The organism is Corynebacterium sp. HMSC034E11, from assembly GCF_001835905.1.
GTDB classification, from domain to species: Bacteria; Actinomycetota; Actinomycetes; order Mycobacteriales; family Mycobacteriaceae; genus Corynebacterium; species Corynebacterium coyleae.
In genome coordinates, this window is the sequence record NZ_KV826394.1 from 105,648 (window position 1) to 121,922 (window position 16,275).

The following is a 16,275-nucleotide window of genomic DNA, read 5'->3' on the forward strand; positions in this document are numbered from 1 at the left end:
TGTCCTTTCAACTGCTCCGGAGTTTTTCCGCGCTTACTTTACCCGCGACTCCTCTACAGTTGGGCTACCGCCCGCGAACAAGTCGGCGTAACCGACCAATAAACTCGCTAATTCGGCGCTCCGCGCCGTGTTCCGTCGGCTCGTAATACACCGCTTCTTCCAGCCCATCCGGGATATATTGCTGCTCGACCACTCCCCGCGGGTCGTCATGCGGGTAGACATATCCAACCGCATTGCCCATCTGTTTTGCGCCCTCATAGTGGCCATCGCGCAAATGGGCCGGCACTGGAGGCACATGCCCCTCACGCACGTCCGCTAAAGCACGATCGATGGCCTTAATGACGGCAGGCGACTTCGGCGCCGTAGCCAGGTGAATTGTCGCCTGTGCTAGCGCAAGACGCCCTTCTGGCAGGCCGACAAACTGCACTGCATTCGCCGCAGCGGTAGCAGTCTGCAACGCAGTCGGATCTGCCATACCAATATCTTCCGAAGCGTGAATGACCAGACGTCGTGCGATAAACCTGGGGTCCTCCCCGGCCTCGATCATTCGCGCCAGATAATGCAGCGCTGCATCGACATCAGACCCGCGGATCGACTTGATAAAGGCGCTGACCACGTCGTAATGCTGATCGCCATCGCGGTCGTAGCGAACAATCGCACGATTGACGTTTTCACGCACAATCTCCAGCGTGATCGTGCCACCGCCAGAAACAGCTTCAGCGGCAGCTTCGAGGTACGTCAGCGCCCGACGCGCATCGCCTCCTGCGAGCAGAATGAGTTGTGCGCGGGCTTCGTCGTCAAGCAAAACCTGCCCCTGCAACCCCCGCTCATCTGCCAATGCGCGGTCGATGACTCCGCCAAGGTCTTCGTCGCTAAGCGACTCGAGCTTGAGCAGCAGCGAGCGCGACAACAACGGAGCAACAACGCTAAAACTCGGGTTCTCCGTCGTGGCGGCAACCAGCAACACTGTGCGATTTTCGACGGCCGCAAGCAGCGCATCCTGCTGCGTTTTAGAAAACCTGTGGACCTCGTCGATAAAGAGCACGGTTTTCTCACCGCGGATGAGGTCACGCCGCGCCTCGTCGATAACCGCGCGGACTTCTTTCACGCCGGAAGACAGCGCGGACAACGCCACAAAGTTCTGCCCCATCGTTTTTGCGATTAACGATGCAATCGTGGTCTTACCTGTCCCAGGCGGACCATACAAAATCACCGATGCTGCACCAGAGCCTTCGATGAGCCGACGCAGCGGCTTTCCCTCGCTGAGCAAATGCTTCTGCCCCGCTACCTCATCTAGGGACTGGGGGCGCATCCGTGCGGCCAGCGGTGCTGTCGAGCCAGCTTCAAAAAATGAGGTACCCCTATTCCCCGATGCTGCACCGGGAACGTCGTTGCTAGAAGCAGCCGCGAAAAGTTCTTCTTGGCCCATTGCCTTAACGCAACCGCCTTGCGACCTCGGACGCGAACTCAGCAACGACAACGTATGCGGGGTCTTTACCGCTACCCGCATAAGCTGCCAACGACTCGAACGTCTCGCGCAAATCACGTCGCACGAGAAGCTCATCTTCGGTCAATGGTTCTCCACCTCGCGGTCGAAGCACAACGCCAGCATTCTCTTCGGCGTCGTCGCCAATGGCTTCGGCTACCCCATCTACAAGATCAAAATCCTGAATATCACCTGCCGAAAGACCAGCAGCTTCAAGCTCTTTCTCAAATGTCGGATCATCCTGCAACAACGCGGCCATAGGCTTCGGTTCCAACATGGCGACGCTACTAAGCGCCCACCCCACCAGTGCACCCGTGATGCGCGCCTGCAACGTATCCGGATGCTGCACTCCTGGCCAAAGGTCAGAGACCTGTATCCGCCACGCATCGACGAACGCCTTGGTCGCTTCCTCGTTAAACGGCTGCGAAGCCAAATACACCGGGAACCGCGCAACTACGTAGGCAACATCGAATGAAACATCCCGAAAGCCCGCAGATTCATAATCAAGAAAGTGAAACGAGTTCCCAGACCGAATGACGTTATCTGGTGCCAGGTCAAACGGCGTAAAAGCACGCATACCGCCACGCAGCAGCCGGCGCTCGATGTTACGAGCCGTGAGAACGACCTCTTGAGGAATCTCAATTCCGGCCTCACGCATGATCCGCAACCCAACTCTGATCCGATGGGACAGCAACCGGTCCCTCAAACGTTGCAGCGGTGCAGCGTTGGGCCGTGAACGCGTCATCCGATGCAGTAAGACGTTAAACGCTTCCTCTTCATCGGCAGTACCTGCATGCATTCTGCCAAGTGCAGTGCCCAAGCTGCGCAACAGTGCGATGTGGTCCTCTTCGCTTGCAGTCTCAAGCGCTTCTGCGAGAGTTTCCCCATCACCGGAGTCGGTGATGATAATGATGCGTTGCTGCGTGTCGTAGCCCAACAACGCAGGGCCAGGCCTGGTCTTTTCACTTAAGGAAGTGGCGAATTGGTACGCGACAACCTCTCGAAGGTACGCCGCCTCTTCGAAGACAGACTCCGTTGGCGGCGCCTGCTTAATGATGACTGAGCGCTGCTGGAAAAACGGGTTCGTTTTAACACGGGCCCTCAACACGATCGAGGGACCGGAGCCATTAAGGCGTTCAACCTCAAACAACGACTGCTCACCGCCGTAACGGCGAGTGAGAATGTCTGTAGCGCTTGCAACGACTTGCTCGTCACTTACTTGCTCGGGCTGCATCCGGTCCCCTTTGTCGTGCGCCACCGCAGGAGCAGGTTCCTGCGGTGGCTGCATTCAATCGGCTACTTCGTGTCCGTTTCGCCGTCTGCCTTGTCTTCAACCTTCTTCGGCTTGAAGTCCACTCCAGTTTCCTTGCGCTGCTCAGCCGGAATTGGAGCAGGCGCGTCGGTAAGCGGGTCGACACCGCCGCCGGACTTCGGGAAAGCGATCACATCGCGGATCGATTCAAACCCGCCGAGCAACGACACGATGCGGTCCCAGCCAAAGGCAATACCACCGTGCGGAGGAGCACCGAACTTGAACGCTTCGAGCAGGAAGCCGAACTTCTCTTCGGCCTCCTCATCGGTGATGCCCATGACCTCGAACACGCGCTTTTGGACATCGTGCTCATGAATACGGATGGAGCCGCCACCGATCTCGTTACCGTTGCACACAATGTCGTATGCGTAGGCGAGAGCCTCGCCCGGGTTCTGCTCGAAGTTGTCCAGGAACTCCGGCTTCGGAGAGGTAAACGCGTGGTGGACTGCGGTCCACTTAGAGTGGCCCAACGCGACATCACCGGATGCGGTTGCGTCTGCAGCAGGCTCGAACAGCGGTGCATCCACAACCCACGTGAACGCCCAATCGCCTTCCTTGATCAGGTCAAGCTTGCGCGCAATCTCACCGCGGGCTGCGCCAAGCAGTGCACGAGACGCCTTGGTTTCGCCTGCTGCGAAGAAGATGCAGTCACCCGGCTTCGCACCGACGTGCGCAGCGATGCCAGCCTTTTCCTCGTCAGTGATGTTCTTCGCCACCGGACCGGTGAGCTCGCCGTCTTCCTGAATGAGAATGTAGGCCAGGCCCTTCGCACCGCGCTGCTTTGCCCACTCCTGCCATGCGTCAAGCTGACGACGAGGCTGGGATGCGCCACCTTCCATCACAACAGCACCCACGTACTCGGCCTTGAATACGCGGAAGGTGGTGTCCTTGAAGAAGTCGGTGCACTCGACCAATGGAATGTCGAAGCGCAGGTCCGGCTTGTCGGAGCCGTACTTCTCCATCGCTTCCTTGTAGGTCATGCGCGGAATCGGCGTCTGAATGTCGTAGCCGATCAGCTTCCAAAGCTCGACGAGGATTTCCTCGGCCAGCTCGATGATGTCGTCCTGATCAACGAAGGATGCCTCGACATCGAGCTGGGTGAACTCAGGCTGGCGGTCTGCGCGGAAGTCTTCATCGCGGTAGCAGCGTGCCAACTGGTAGTAGCGTTCCATGCCCGCGACCATCAGCAGCTGCTTAAAGAGCTGCGGCGACTGCGGCAGCGCATACCAAGAACCTGGCTTCAAACGAGCAGGAACAAGGAAGTCACGTGCACCTTCCGGGGTCGAACGCGTCAGCGTAGGCGTTTCGATCTCGGTGAAGTCGTGGTTGTCCAAGACGCGACGGGCGGCTTGATTGGCCTTAGCGCGGAGGCGAATTGCCTTAGCCTGACGCTCGCGGCGCAGGTCCAGGTAGCGGTACTTCAGACGTGCTTCCTCGCCAACTTCATTGGAGGATGCATCCTCGATCTGGAATGGCAGGGCTGCAGCCTTGTTCAGCACCTTCAGGTCAGTGACGTTGACCTCGATTTCACCGGATGCAAGGTTCGGGTTCGCAGAGCCTTCCGGGCGTGGCTCAACCACACCGGTGACCTGGATGACGAACTCGCTGCGCAGGTCGTGTGCAGCCTCCGCTACTTCGGACTCACGGAATACAACCTGAGCGAGACCAGAGCGGTCTCGCAGATCGATAAAGATGACCCCGCCATGGTCACGGCGGCGGGCCACCCAACCTGTGAGCGTGACGGTCTGACCGTCGAGTTCTTTGTTCAAGTTCCCCGCAAGGTGAGTGCGCAGCACGGTTTCTTCCACGTCCTTCCACGTGATGGCGAATCTAACCTGACAAAGTCTACCTACCCCGGCTGAGTGGTGCCTCGGCGAGGTCCGCCCCACACCACCCCAGTCGCTCGAGACACGATGTTTTGGCCCAACCGCGACACTCGGTAGGGATCTTTGGCACAATTCAGCCATGACATTTCGTGGTGATTACGCGCAGGGTCAGGGCGGCAACGTCAGGACAAGCTCCGGCTCCGGTCGCGGAGGCGGCGGGGTCAGCCCCGGCGCAATGGCAATTCTTCCGATGCTGCTTCGCGGCGGTGGCGGAGGGACTGTCATCTTGATATTGCTCGCGGTGCTGTACTTCAGCGGTGCGTTAGATGGACTCCTTGGCGGCGGGAGCAATTCTCAATCCCAGTCTGAGTCGCAGGGTGACTACTCACTCGAGCATTGCAACGAACAAGGATCCTCGAACACCTACGACGATTGCCGCGCGGCGGCAACCTTCGGGTCTGCCCAACAGATTTGGAGCGAAGTACTCCCCGCGCAGGCGAATGTCGAATTTGAGCCGGCAGATATGGTGCTTTTCCGCAACGATGTCACCACTGGCTGCGGCTACGCTACCTCCGATACCGGCCCGTTCTACTGCCCTCGCGATACCACCGCTTACCTTGACGTGAGCTTCTTTGAGCAGCTGGGCCAACTCGGCGGCGCGAACGGTCCGCTTACTCAGGAGTACGTAACTGCCCACGAGTACGGCCACCACATCCAGCATCTGGAAGGAACGTTGGGGCTGAGCGACTATAAGAACCCAGGCCAGGATTCTGCGGCTGTCGCAATTGAGCTGCAGGCGGACTGCTACGCCGGAATCTGGGCAAAACATGCTGCCGAGCAGGGCGTTTTGGAACCGATCACCGACGAACAGCTCGAGCAGGCACTGCAGACCGCCCGTTCGATTGGCGACGACAACATTCAACGACGCTCAGGCGGCGACGTCGACCCGGATGCGTGGACGCATGGCTCCTCTGAGCAGCGTATGGAAGCGTTTAATTCCGGATACAACTCTGGACAGATGGCCGCCTGCGACACGCTCAACCGCGGTGTCTACAACTAAAAGGCACCGTTCGCTTATGACCAAGTCCGCACCAAACCGCGCTATCCCGTTCCTCGCCGCCTTCAATTCGATCGAGTCGCATTTGCGCAGCGAATTGGATGCCAAACGATCCGATTCGTTTACGTGGATGGTGGGCCTCGCCGCAAAGAAAGGGATTCTTGCTCGCGACCAGGCCGAGACCTTGCGTGAGTTTGCGGATCTGCGCAACGCGATTAGCCATGGGGAGTACGACAATCTCCGCCCGATTGCAGAGCCGCTCCCCGAGACGGTTCAAACAATCGAGCATTTGCGCGACGCGATACTCTCCCCGCCGTTGGCCCTTGAGGTGGTCCCACACCAGAAGGTGGTGACGTTTACGCCGGAGACGGACATTCATGAGCCATTGAAGACAATCGCGACACAGGGACTAACGCAATTCCCGATCTACGACGAAGGCAAGTGCGTCGGGCTGCTCACCACGAATGCAATCGCGCGCTGGGTGGCGGCGGAACTGACAGATGATGACCGCATTCCCGCTACCACCGTTCGCGATGTGCTCACCCACAGTGGCAAACTCGACCACCCGGTGTTTCTTCCACGGACCGTAACCGCCGCACGTGCTGTTGATGCGTTGAGTACTCCATTGGAAACCGGCGCGGTGCCTCGCCTGGCCATCATTACCGAGCACGGCAAGGCAAACCAGCGGCCGATCTCGGTTTTGGGGGCAACCGACATCCCTGCACTATCTCAAGCGCAGTAGCGCATCCCGCTTATCGACGAGCCACAACCGGTTTCTGCGGTAGGATTCGCCGCATGTCAGCAAACTTTGTCAGTGTTGTCGACCTGTTCAGTATCGGCATCGGTCCATCCTCGTCTCACACCGTTGGCCCGATGCGGGCTGCAATGACGTTTGTGGAGAACCTCGGGAAGGTACCGGCGAAGGTTGTCGTAGAGTTGCGTGGTTCCCTCGCCGCCACGGGAGTCGGCCACGGCACCGACCGTGCTGCGTTGCTCGGGCTGGTTGGGTACACCCCCACCACCACTTCTGCAGACATTGCTCCAAAACCTGGGGAGCCGATCCCTTCCACAGGCGTGATCGAAGGCCCGACAGGGCGCGTGGAGTACGAGCTTCGCTTCGACCCGGCACCGGTGGCCGAGCACCCGAACTGTCTCATCTTCGATGCGTGGGACACAGACGGCACCATGATCGCCGAACGCGAGGACTATTACTCTGTCGGCGGCGGCTTCATTCTGGATCGCTGGGAGATGGAAGCTCACCGACAAGAATCCGGTGTTGCATCCGCTCGTGAAATTGCGACGGTCCCCTACCCGTTTAACAATGGCGCCGAGCTCATGGAGCAGTGCCGAACACATGGGATGACAATCGCAGAAATCATGCGCGCGAACGAGGAGTCGATCCACGGGGCGCAGCGACTCAACTCCCATTTGGATGCGGTGTGGGACGTCATGCAGGAATGCGTCGCGCATGGCCTGAAGACCGAAGGAATCCTCCCAGGTGGGTTGAACGTAAGGCGTCGCGCGAACCGTCTTCACCGTCTACTGACAGCAGAGTACGAAGCATCCACTGCCCGTGGGCTTGACGCTATGGAATGGGTGAACCTGTACGCGCTTGCCGTGAACGAAGAAAACGCGGCTCACGGCCAGGTGGTTACCGCGCCAACAAACGGTGCAGCCGGCATTATCCCCGCGGTTATGCATTACTGCCGCGACTTCACCGACGACTTCACTGCTGAGCGCGCCCGCGAATTTCTGCTTACGGCGGGTGCGATCGGATCGATCATCAAGACCAACGCCTCGATTTCAGGCGCAGAAGTTGGCTGTCAGGGTGAGGTCGGTTCGGCTTCTTCGATGGCCGCTGCTGGCATGTGCGCAATCCTTGGCGGCACCCCTGAGCAGGTTGAAAACGCCGCAGAAATCGCGCTCGAGCACAACCTTGGCCTGACCTGCGATCCTGTGGGCGGTCTGGTCCAGGTTCCGTGCATCGAGCGCAACGCAATTGGTGGCGTAAAGGCCATCAACGCGGCACGGTTGGCAAAGCTTGGAGATGGCACCAACATCGTCACCCTCGACGACGTGGTGGAGACCATGGCAGCCACCGGCCGCGACATGATGACTCAGTACAAGGAAACGTCCATGGGTGGCCTCGCAGTCCAGCTCGGCCTGCCCGTGAACATTACTGAGTGCTGATTGCCTGCGCGACCGCTTCAGCGGAAAGCGCAACGGCCTCCTGTGAGTGCTCGGCGAGGTTCTTGACTGCAACCTCGCCTGCCTCCAGCTCACGCTCGCCGAGCACCAGCGCGAAGCGTGCGCCCGCGCGGTCAGCACCCTTCATTGAGCCCTTGAGCCCGCGGTGGCCGTAAGCCATGTCGGCGCTGATACCGGCCGCGCGGAGTTCGTCGACAAGCTTGCTCATCTTCACTCGTGCTTCGTCGCCAATCGCGATACCGAACACATCGACACGGTGGGCTGCTGCTTCAAGCTCGACGCGTTCAGCTTCGAGGGCGAGTACCGCGCGATCAACGCCGAGACCGTAGCCGATGCCGGAGAGGTCCGGGCCGCCAATCTGGGCCATCAGGCCGTCGTATCGTCCACCGCCACCGATGCCGGACTGTGCGCCGAGGCCATCGTGGACGAACTCGAAGGTGGTCTTGGTGTAGTAGTCCAAACCACGAACCATGCGTGGGTTAATGACGTACGGCACGCCGAAGTCATCCAACGCCGCGGTGACGGCGTCGAAGTGGGCACGGCATTCGTCGCAAAGGTGATCCAGCATCAACGGCGCATCGGCGGTCATCTCTCGGACCGCCTCACGCTTGTCGTCGAGCACTCGAAGTGGGTTGATCTCAGCACGGTGGCGAGTTTCCTCGTCGAGTGGGAGATCAAACAGGAACTTCTGCAGCTTCTCGCGGTAGGCCGGGCGGCAATTCTTGTCGCCGAGGCTGGTGATCTCCAGACGGAAACCGCTCAGGCCGATCGCACGGTAGCTGCGGTCTGCCAAGGCGATCACCTCGGCGTCGAGCAGCGGATCGTCGACACCAATGGCTTCCACGCCCACCTGCTGCAGCTGACGGTAGCGTCCGGCCTGCGGGCGCTCATAGCGGAAGAACGGTCCGTAGTAGTTGAGCTTCACGGGCAGGTAACCGCGGTCCATGTTGTGCTCGATGAAGGAGCGCATGACGCCGGCGGTGCCCTCGGGACGCAGCGTTACCGAACGGCCACCGCGGTCCTCGAAGGTGTACATCTCCTTGCTCACTACGTCAGTAGATTCACCGACGCCGCGGGCAAACAAGGTGGTGTCTTCGAACACCGGCAGCTCAATGTGTTGGTAGCCAGCGATCCGTGCCTGGCGCGCGAACTCGTCGCGGACATGGATGAACGCACTCGAGGCGGGCGGCACATAATCGGGCACGCCTTTCGGTGCGGAAAGTTTTTGGAACTGCTCGGCTTGATTCTCACTCACGAGGCCTTAGTCTAACCAACCTCTCCCCTGTGCGGGCGCACTTGTCGCTGTGGTCTTTCCACCGCTGTTGCGATTAGCCCTGCTAGGCTTTTGCACCGTTCAATGCGCGCGTGCTTTTCGACGACATCACGCACGCGCTTTCCCCGATACTCGAAGAGGTGCATCGCCAGTGGCTAGCAACGAACAGCGTGGCAAAGAGGCCCTGTCCAATCTGGAACGGGAACTCGATTCCCGCGACCGCAAGGAAAAGTCCCGCCCGTGGTCTGTCGCAGCGCTTTCCGCCGTTGCCATCGCGCTGATTGGTGGCGGAATCTACGTCGCAGCCAACCAGGGCGACGAGGACAACCTTGCAGCCGATGACACCTCCGCAACTACGGATGCTGACAACGCAGAACAGGAAGAATTCGACGCTTCCACCTTCGCGCCGATTGCTACGAAGCGCGAGAAGGCCTTGCCGGCTACCGTCTCGTGCACCTATGAAGACGAGGACGGCGCCGAGCTGCGCGCTGGCACCCCGCCGACCGAGAACGTGTCCACCGAAGGCACCGTCACCGTCGAGCTCGAGACCAACCAGGGTCCGATCGGCATGACGCTCGATCGCGCAGCTTCCCCATGCACGGTCAACACCATCGAGTACCTGACCTCCGAGGGATACTTCAACGACACGGTCTGCCACCGTCTGACCACTGCCGACGGGCTGAAGGTGCTGCAGTGTGGCGACCCGGATGGCACAGGTGCGGGTGGCCCTGGCTTCCAGTTCGCCAACGAGCTTCCCACTGACGAGGCACTCGACGGCATCGACACCGAAGGTCTCGACCTACCAGCCGATATGGATGAGGCAACCAAGAACCAAACCCTGCAGATGATGCTGCAAAACGAGCCTAAGCGCTATGACCGTGGCACGATCGCCATGGCTAACGCTGGCGCGGACACCAACGGCTCCCAGTTCTTCCTTAACTACGGCGACTCGGTCCTGCCGCCGCTGTACACCTACTTCGGCACGATTGACGACGAGGGCCTTGCCACCCTGGACAAGATCGCCGAAAAGGGCGTTGAAGGCGGCGGGACTGACGGCGCACCGGCCGAGGAAGTGCGTATCACCGCAGCAAGCGTGAAGTAGCACTCACATACATATCGCTATTGCACGCAACCCTCGCAGGCGATAGCATCCTGCAGAGATTCCGTTTCAAACCTTTTCAGTGAGGACCCTCATGAAGACCCGCACCAGCCTTATCGCCGCCGCTACCGTCACCGCAGTCGCCTTCACCGGTGCAGGTGTTGCTCAGGCTGCGCCGACTGTCGTCGGCGATAACACCACGAACACCACCAACAATGGTGGATCGTCCTCCAACGAAGAGGGCTCCTCCTCCCGCGATATGAGCCCCTCTGAGATCCAGGATTGGCTCGCCGTTGTCACCGCGATCATTGGCATCCTGAGCCAGGTGGCTACGGTTGCCATGAAGTTCATGCGCTAAAACACGGCACTGCGAAAAGCGTCTCCGGTTTCTCGCCGGAGACGCTCTTCTGTTTCGTGGTCATTTCTCTCGCGCTGGGTCATGCAGGCCTATGAGTTCAAACGCAATCCATTCAATGTCTGCATACGAATCCGTCGTGACAAACGATGCACGCTGAGTGCTTAAGTCCAGCAGCAGCATCGAGGAGAATCCCCGCGTTGCACCGTTATGCCAGTACAGTTCGGTGCCTTTAATGTTCGCCCACGTAAATCGCGTACTGCGACGCTCAAGGATATGCATGGCGTACTTCGCCATGTCCGAGGTGGTCGAACGCAGGCCGCCGGATGGAGCTGTGCCGTCCATCTCCCAAGCTTGCACAGGTAGACCGAGTGCGGAGACTCCCCTGGGTCTATCCGGTCCGACTGTTCCAGGCAAAGCGACGTAAGTCTCCGTCATCCCCAACGGGTCGAGCACCCACATTTTGATCAACGTCGGGTAGGTCGTGGTGGAAACTCTGGCCAGTAGAAACCCGAGCAAGTCGTGGCCAAGATTAGAGTATTCCTCCACGCCACGCTCTCGCAGTGTCGCTGACAGTGCCTGCTCGATGACATCCTCGGATGTGACTCCTACATCAGGATTCAAGCCGAGAAGTGCTCGTGCAATGTTTCGCGGTCGTTGCTTGCCGGTTCGTGGCAAGCCCGAGGTGTGGTTCGCCAATTCAGCCAGCGTCACATCTGCTAATGCGTTACCTCGCACACGCTGCCCAAGCACATCTCCGACCGTTGTATCGGTGTCAACCAACCCCTTGGTAATGGCTTGCTCGAGCAGCTCGGCATTGAACGTCTTGGTTATCGAGGCAATTTCGAACTCGGTGTGCTCATCCGCCCCGAGCCCAGCAAAGTTGGCCTTTCCGTCTTCAACAACGCAAGCCGCAACATTACGAAGCGGATACGTATCCGCACTCGCTCGCATTGCCAATGAGGAAAGCAGTCGCACAAGAGACGCATCCCCTGTCAACTTTTGTGCAAGGGTGACCCGTTTGAACCGCATCGCAACCTTCCTATCAACGCAACGTTGAACAGGTCTCGAACGAGCTTAGGTTACGCAGTCACTCTGTAGACGTCGAACACACCTTCAATGTTGCGAATCTGGTTCATGATCGAGCCGAGTTGTTTGATGTCTGACACCTCAATGGTCAGTCGGATCGTCGCCACTCGGTCCTCCCCTGCTTGAGACGACATCGCGAGGATTGGGAGTTTCGCCTCGGAGAGCACCCCGGTGGTCTCGGTAAGCAGACCATTGCGGTCGAGTGCTTCCAGCTGAATCGTCGCGCGTGACGCACTCTTGGTGCCACCGGGGGCGGACCATGACACTTCGACGAGACGCTCTGGCTCGTCGTTAAGTTTGGTCGCGTTCGTGCAGTCAGTCCGGTGCACGGAAACTCCCCCACCACGGGTGACAAACCCGAAGATGGCATCGCCGGGGACGGGTTGGCAGCATTTCGCCAACTTCGCCATCACATCCGGGCTGCCCTCAACCAGGATCGCAGGGCCGTCGCCGGTTGTTTGCGGGCGAACAAGTGCAGAAACAGGGGTACGCGCTGTGAGGGCGTCTACGGCGTCATCGTCGCCGCCGAACATGTCCATGAGCAAGTGCGCGACGTGCGCTGCAGACACTGTTCCCGCGCCGATAGCCGTATACAGCGCATCAACGTCCTGGTAGTGCAAACGCGTTGCTACCTGGCGCATCGACTCGTTGGTGAACAGCCTGTGCAACGGCAGCCCGCCACGCTGCACCTCAGCAGCCAGGGCATCGCGACCCGCGTCGAGCTGCTCCTCGCGACGTTCCTTGGCAAACCACTGTCGAATCTTCGCCTTCGCGCGCGGGGAGACAACAAAGTCCTGCCAATCGCGCGTCGGCCCAGCGTTTTGGTCCTTGGAGGTAAAGATCTCTACCCTGTCGCCGGACTTCAGCTCGGTTTCTAGGGTGACCAACTTGCCGTTAACCTTCGCACCAATGCAGCGGTGGCCAACTTCAGTGTGCACGGCGTAGGCGAAATCGACCGGAGTAGAGCCTGCCGGCAAATCCACTACATCGCCCTTCGGAGTGAACGCGAAAATCTGCTGGCTTGTCAGGTCGTAACGCAACGAGTCCAAAAACTCATTCGGGTCCGCGGCTTCCTTCTGCCAGTCAAGCAACTGACGCATCCACGCCATCTGGTCGACCTCGGCCTGATCGCCCTTGTGGGAGCCCTTCGTCTCTTTGTAACGCCAGTGGGCAGCCACACCGTATTCGGCGTTGTAGTGCATCTCGTGTGTACGCACCTGCACTTCAAGGGGGCGACCGGTCGTCGTCATCACCGTCGTATGCAGCGACTGGTAGACACCGAAACGCGGGTTGGAAATGTAGTCCTTGAACCTGCCCGGCATCGGCGAATACAGCGAGTGGACCACACCAACAGCGGCGTAGCAGTCATACACCGTATCCACCAGAACACGGATACCGACCAGATCGAAGATCTCCGCGAAGTCGTGACCGCGCACAGCCATCTTCTGATAGATCGACCAGTAGTGCTTCGGACGGCCCATGACCTCAGCCTGGATGCCATTCGTGCTCAGCTCGCGCTGCAGATCGGTAGTGATCTCGCGCAGGGCACGGTCGCGTGACGGAGCGTGATCCGCCACAAGACGTACGATTTCCTCGTACTTCTTCGGCTGCAAAATAGCGAACGCGAGATCTTCTAGCTCCCACTTCACCGTTGCCATACCCAAGCGGTGCGCCAACGGTGCAATGACGTCGAGCGTCTCCTGCGCCTTCTTCGCCTGCTTCTCCGGCGGCAAGAAACGCATTGTGCGCATGTTGTGCAAGCGGTCCGCGACCTTAATCACCAGTACGCGAGGATCCTCGGACATAGCAACGATCATTTTGCGGATCGTTTCCGCTTCTGCGGCGGCGCCGAGCGCGACCTTGTCCAGTTTGGTCACGCCATTGACAAGTTTGGCCACTTCCGGGCCAAAATCGCGGGTGAGCTCATCAAGTGAGTAGTCGGTGTCCTCTACCGTGTCATGGAGCAGAGCCGCCACCAGCGTGGTGGTATCCATACCAATCTCGGCACAAATCGTTGCGACGGCGAGCGGGTGGGTGATGTAGGGATCACCTGACTTGCGGAATACACCCTCGTGCAACCGTTCTGCCGTTTCGTATGCAAATCCGAGCTGCTCTACGTCAGCCTTCGGGTGATACTTGTGGTGAATCGACAACAGCGGATCGAGCACCGGGTTCGTTCGCGGACGCCCACCTCCCGTAAGAGAGCGGGCCAACCTGGCGGAGACACTGCGCACGGTCGGGCCCGACCGCTTGACTGGTTTATCTGTCATGTCAGGACTCCTCCACTGTCAGCAGGTACTAAGTCTGTGATACTACCCGGCTAGTTTTCTTCTTTCCCCAAAACCACAAGCGGAGCGCCGTCGAGTCGCTCGCGCCCTCCAAGTCCCGGGACTTCCAAGACGACGACGTAGCCGGCAACTCGCCCGCCGGCGCGCTCAATCAAGTCGCGCGCCGCGATCAACGTCCCGCCGGTAGCCAGGACGTCGTCGACAAGCACAATGCTCTTGCCAGAGATATCCACCCCATTCGCGGGGATCTCCAGCGCAGCGGAGCTGTACTCCGTGGTGTACTCCTGGGTAATCACCGGTGGCGGCAACTTGCCCTTCTTGCGAATCGCAAGGATGCCGGTGCCCATCTCGTACGCCACAGCGGAGCCGAGCAAAAACCCTCGGGCATCAAGACCGCCGACGAGATCGGCGCCGAGCTCCTTGCTCGCCTCGGCCATCTCTGCAATGACCACGTTGAGCGCGGCTGGGTCGGCAAGCACCGGAGTCAGGTCCTCGAACAGCACTCCCGGCTCCGGAAAATCCGGAACGCGGCGAATCTTGTCCTGCAGTGCCTCAAGAGCGGAAGCGTAAGGCTGACCGCCATGCGGGCTGATCGACGGGGTGGGCGACATGATTTCGGATCGTCTCCTGGTCAGGTTTATCGGGTTTTTAGGGTCGGGAATTAAGTTTGGTCAGTTGGACCATCTGTCCATGTTCCAGCCAATGCCGGAAAGTCCTGTATACGGCACCACGTTGCGCACTGCATTATCGACGACAAAGGTTCGGGGTTGTGCGGCCAGCGGAATCGATGGCAGCGTCTTCCACAGATGCCCCTCCTGGGCACGCAACGCCCCCAGATCCTGGGAGCGATTGTTGGCCGCTGGGTACTCGCTCATCGGGTCAACGACTCGCAAGATAGCGTCGGCTTCGCCGTCATGCACGGATTCGTTGCGCCACTCGTCGTACTCCACGTGAGGCAGGTCAGCGAGCGTCTTCCCCTCGCCTGTGACGTCGATGATCGTAATTCCTGCTGGCTCGCAGGTGCGGCGCATCGATTCCACCATCGCGGCCCAACGGTCGTCCGGATACACGTAACCGATACGCAACGTGGAACCCCGAAGTGCGGAAGCTTCCTGGATATTCACGTCCAAAAGCGGAGCAGCGATATCTGCCATACGCTGAGCCAACGGGTCGGTGTGCTGAATGACATGCAACGGTGCAACTGGCACTTCAACCCCGGCCTTCTCACTTGAAGCGGCGGCAACAGCGCGAGGATCGATGCAACGTGCAAGTGCCTTCCGGTTCTCCGGATCCGCCCAAAAACCAACCTCCGGCAGGGTCAACATCTCGGTGAGCTCACCGATGGCCGTTTTCACATCCAATCGATTGCCTTCTGCGTCCTCGTCGTACCACTGTGGTTGCAACTGCCGCAGGTCGCCGATCTTCATCGCCTTGGATGCTGCTAGCTCCGCAGAATCTACGGAACCAGGCCACACCACCATTGCTGCTGTCTGCGGAGCGTCCCCGTAGTAATGCTCATTAGCGACGAGCCGAACCTGGCCCTTCTCTCCTACCTCCGCAACCTTGAACGGGCCAAACGAGACTTGGAGTTCAGGATCGAACTCTTTGAGGTCAAACCCGTGGCGCCACACCTGCGCGATTGGTTTGAGTCGCTCCAGATCATCCGAGAGTAGATCAGCGACGAGGTCCTCGACAGATCGATTGGTCTTTGCAGCAACAGCATGTGCGGGAAGGACCGTGCCTGGTTCAAAAAGACCACGCCAGCGTGCACCACGGCCTTCCTTGAAGGTCACAGTGAACTCTTTCGATCCGGGTGTGCATGACAGCGAATCCGTGTCGCCGAACAAAGGCATATTCGAACCGAACGTCGCCGGGTATTGTCCGGCAGCAAACGTCAAAAGATAGTCAGCGCAGGTGACGGGAGTGCCGTCCGAAAACACTGCCGCTTCCGACAAGGTGTAAATCACCTTGCGCTGATCCCCCGGCAGCACCTGGGTTTTTACAAGGTCAGTGTTGGGGATCAACTGTCCGCTTGGACCAGGAACATACACCCCGGGGTACAGGCGACCGGACAACGATTGCGCTAAGTCTGTCGATCCTTCGAGGGATCCAGCGTTTGTGGTGCGCAGATTGCTTGTTACCTGGTAACCGAAAAGTTTCGTGGACTCATCATCGTCGTTGTCTGAAGATGCGCACCCGGAAAGCACCAGCGCCGTTGCGGCCAACACAGCCGCAACCTTGCTGCCAATCACCATTTTCGGTCTCATGAGTCCACGCACCAC

Annotated in this window: 13 protein-coding genes; 5 read left to right on the forward strand and 8 right to left on the reverse strand. The window is 59.3% G+C overall.

What is annotated here, in order from left to right:
- Positions 1-64: 64 nt before the first annotated feature.
- Genes HMPREF2690_RS04505 through aspS form a run of 3 tightly spaced genes read right to left on the reverse strand, consistent with a single transcriptional unit; the run spans position 65 to position 4,594 of the window.
- A complete protein-coding gene (locus HMPREF2690_RS04505) occupies positions 65-1,429 on the reverse strand; it encodes a replication-associated recombination protein A (protein WP_070816222.1) in 1,365 nt (454 codons plus the stop codon).
- 4 nt (positions 1,430-1,433) lie between these two features.
- Positions 1,434-2,774, reverse strand: coding sequence for a phosphotransferase (locus HMPREF2690_RS04510; RefSeq protein WP_070423085.1), 1,341 nt, complete (start codon positions 2,772-2,774; stop codon positions 1,434-1,436).
- Positions 2,775-2,782: 8 nt separating this feature from the next.
- Positions 2,783-4,594 (reverse strand): aspartate--tRNA ligase, encoded by a 1,812-nt coding sequence (gene aspS / locus HMPREF2690_RS04515; protein WP_070423235.1) that lies wholly within the window; start codon positions 4,592-4,594, stop codon positions 2,783-2,785.
- Between the two features lie 169 nt (positions 4,595-4,763).
- On the opposite strand from aspS, the gene HMPREF2690_RS04520 reads away from it, so the two are divergent.
- Genes HMPREF2690_RS04520 through HMPREF2690_RS04530 form a run of 3 tightly spaced genes read left to right on the forward strand, consistent with a single transcriptional unit; the run spans position 4,764 to position 7,871 of the window.
- Positions 4,764-5,684, forward strand: coding sequence for a KPN_02809 family neutral zinc metallopeptidase (locus HMPREF2690_RS04520; RefSeq protein WP_070451349.1), 921 nt, complete (start codon positions 4,764-4,766; stop codon positions 5,682-5,684).
- Between the two features lie 16 nt (positions 5,685-5,700).
- Positions 5,701-6,423 (forward strand): CBS domain-containing protein, encoded by a 723-nt coding sequence (locus tag HMPREF2690_RS04525; RefSeq protein WP_070423083.1) that lies wholly within the window; start codon positions 5,701-5,703, stop codon positions 6,421-6,423.
- Between the two features lie 53 nt (positions 6,424-6,476).
- Positions 6,477-7,871 carry an L-serine ammonia-lyase gene (locus HMPREF2690_RS04530; protein ID WP_070820281.1) on the forward strand — a complete coding sequence of 465 codons (1,395 nt, stop codon included), beginning with the start codon at positions 6,477-6,479 and terminating at the stop codon, positions 7,869-7,871.
- Here HMPREF2690_RS04530 and hisS read toward each other — a convergent pair.
- Positions 7,858-9,144, reverse strand: a complete 1,287-nt coding sequence (gene hisS, locus HMPREF2690_RS04535) for a histidine--tRNA ligase (protein WP_070820282.1) — start codon at positions 9,142-9,144, stop codon at positions 7,858-7,860. The genes HMPREF2690_RS04530 and hisS overlap by 14 nt on opposite strands.
- A gap of 169 nt (positions 9,145-9,313) precedes the next feature.
- On the opposite strand from hisS, the gene HMPREF2690_RS04540 reads away from it, so the two are divergent.
- Entirely contained in the window at positions 9,314-10,264 is a 951-nt protein-coding gene (locus tag HMPREF2690_RS04540) for a peptidylprolyl isomerase (protein WP_070820283.1), read from the forward strand.
- A 91-nt stretch (positions 10,265-10,355) separates the two neighbouring features.
- Entirely contained in the window at positions 10,356-10,619 is a 264-nt protein-coding gene (locus tag HMPREF2690_RS04545; protein ID WP_070451343.1) for a hypothetical protein, read from the forward strand.
- Between the two features lie 60 nt (positions 10,620-10,679).
- Here HMPREF2690_RS04545 and HMPREF2690_RS04550 read toward each other — a convergent pair whose 3' ends face one another.
- The 4 genes from HMPREF2690_RS04550 to HMPREF2690_RS04565 all read right to left on the reverse strand — a co-directional run bounded on the left by HMPREF2690_RS04550 (position 10,680) and on the right by HMPREF2690_RS04565 (position 16,260).
- On the reverse strand, positions 10,680-11,570 hold the full coding sequence (locus HMPREF2690_RS04550) for a serine hydrolase domain-containing protein (RefSeq protein WP_168167283.1): 891 nt from the start codon (positions 11,568-11,570) through the stop codon (positions 10,680-10,682).
- Positions 11,571-11,698: 128 nt separating this feature from the next.
- A complete protein-coding gene (locus HMPREF2690_RS04555) occupies positions 11,699-13,975 on the reverse strand; it encodes a RelA/SpoT family protein (protein WP_083279516.1) in 2,277 nt (758 codons plus the stop codon).
- 50 nt (positions 13,976-14,025) lie between these two features.
- Positions 14,026-14,604, reverse strand: coding sequence for an adenine phosphoribosyltransferase (locus HMPREF2690_RS04560; protein WP_070423077.1), 579 nt, complete (start codon positions 14,602-14,604; stop codon positions 14,026-14,028).
- Positions 14,605-14,664: 60 nt separating this feature from the next.
- Positions 14,665-16,260, reverse strand: a complete 1,596-nt coding sequence (locus tag HMPREF2690_RS04565; protein WP_246819506.1) for an ABC transporter substrate-binding protein — start codon at positions 16,258-16,260, stop codon at positions 14,665-14,667.
- Positions 16,261-16,275 lie beyond the last annotated feature (15 nt).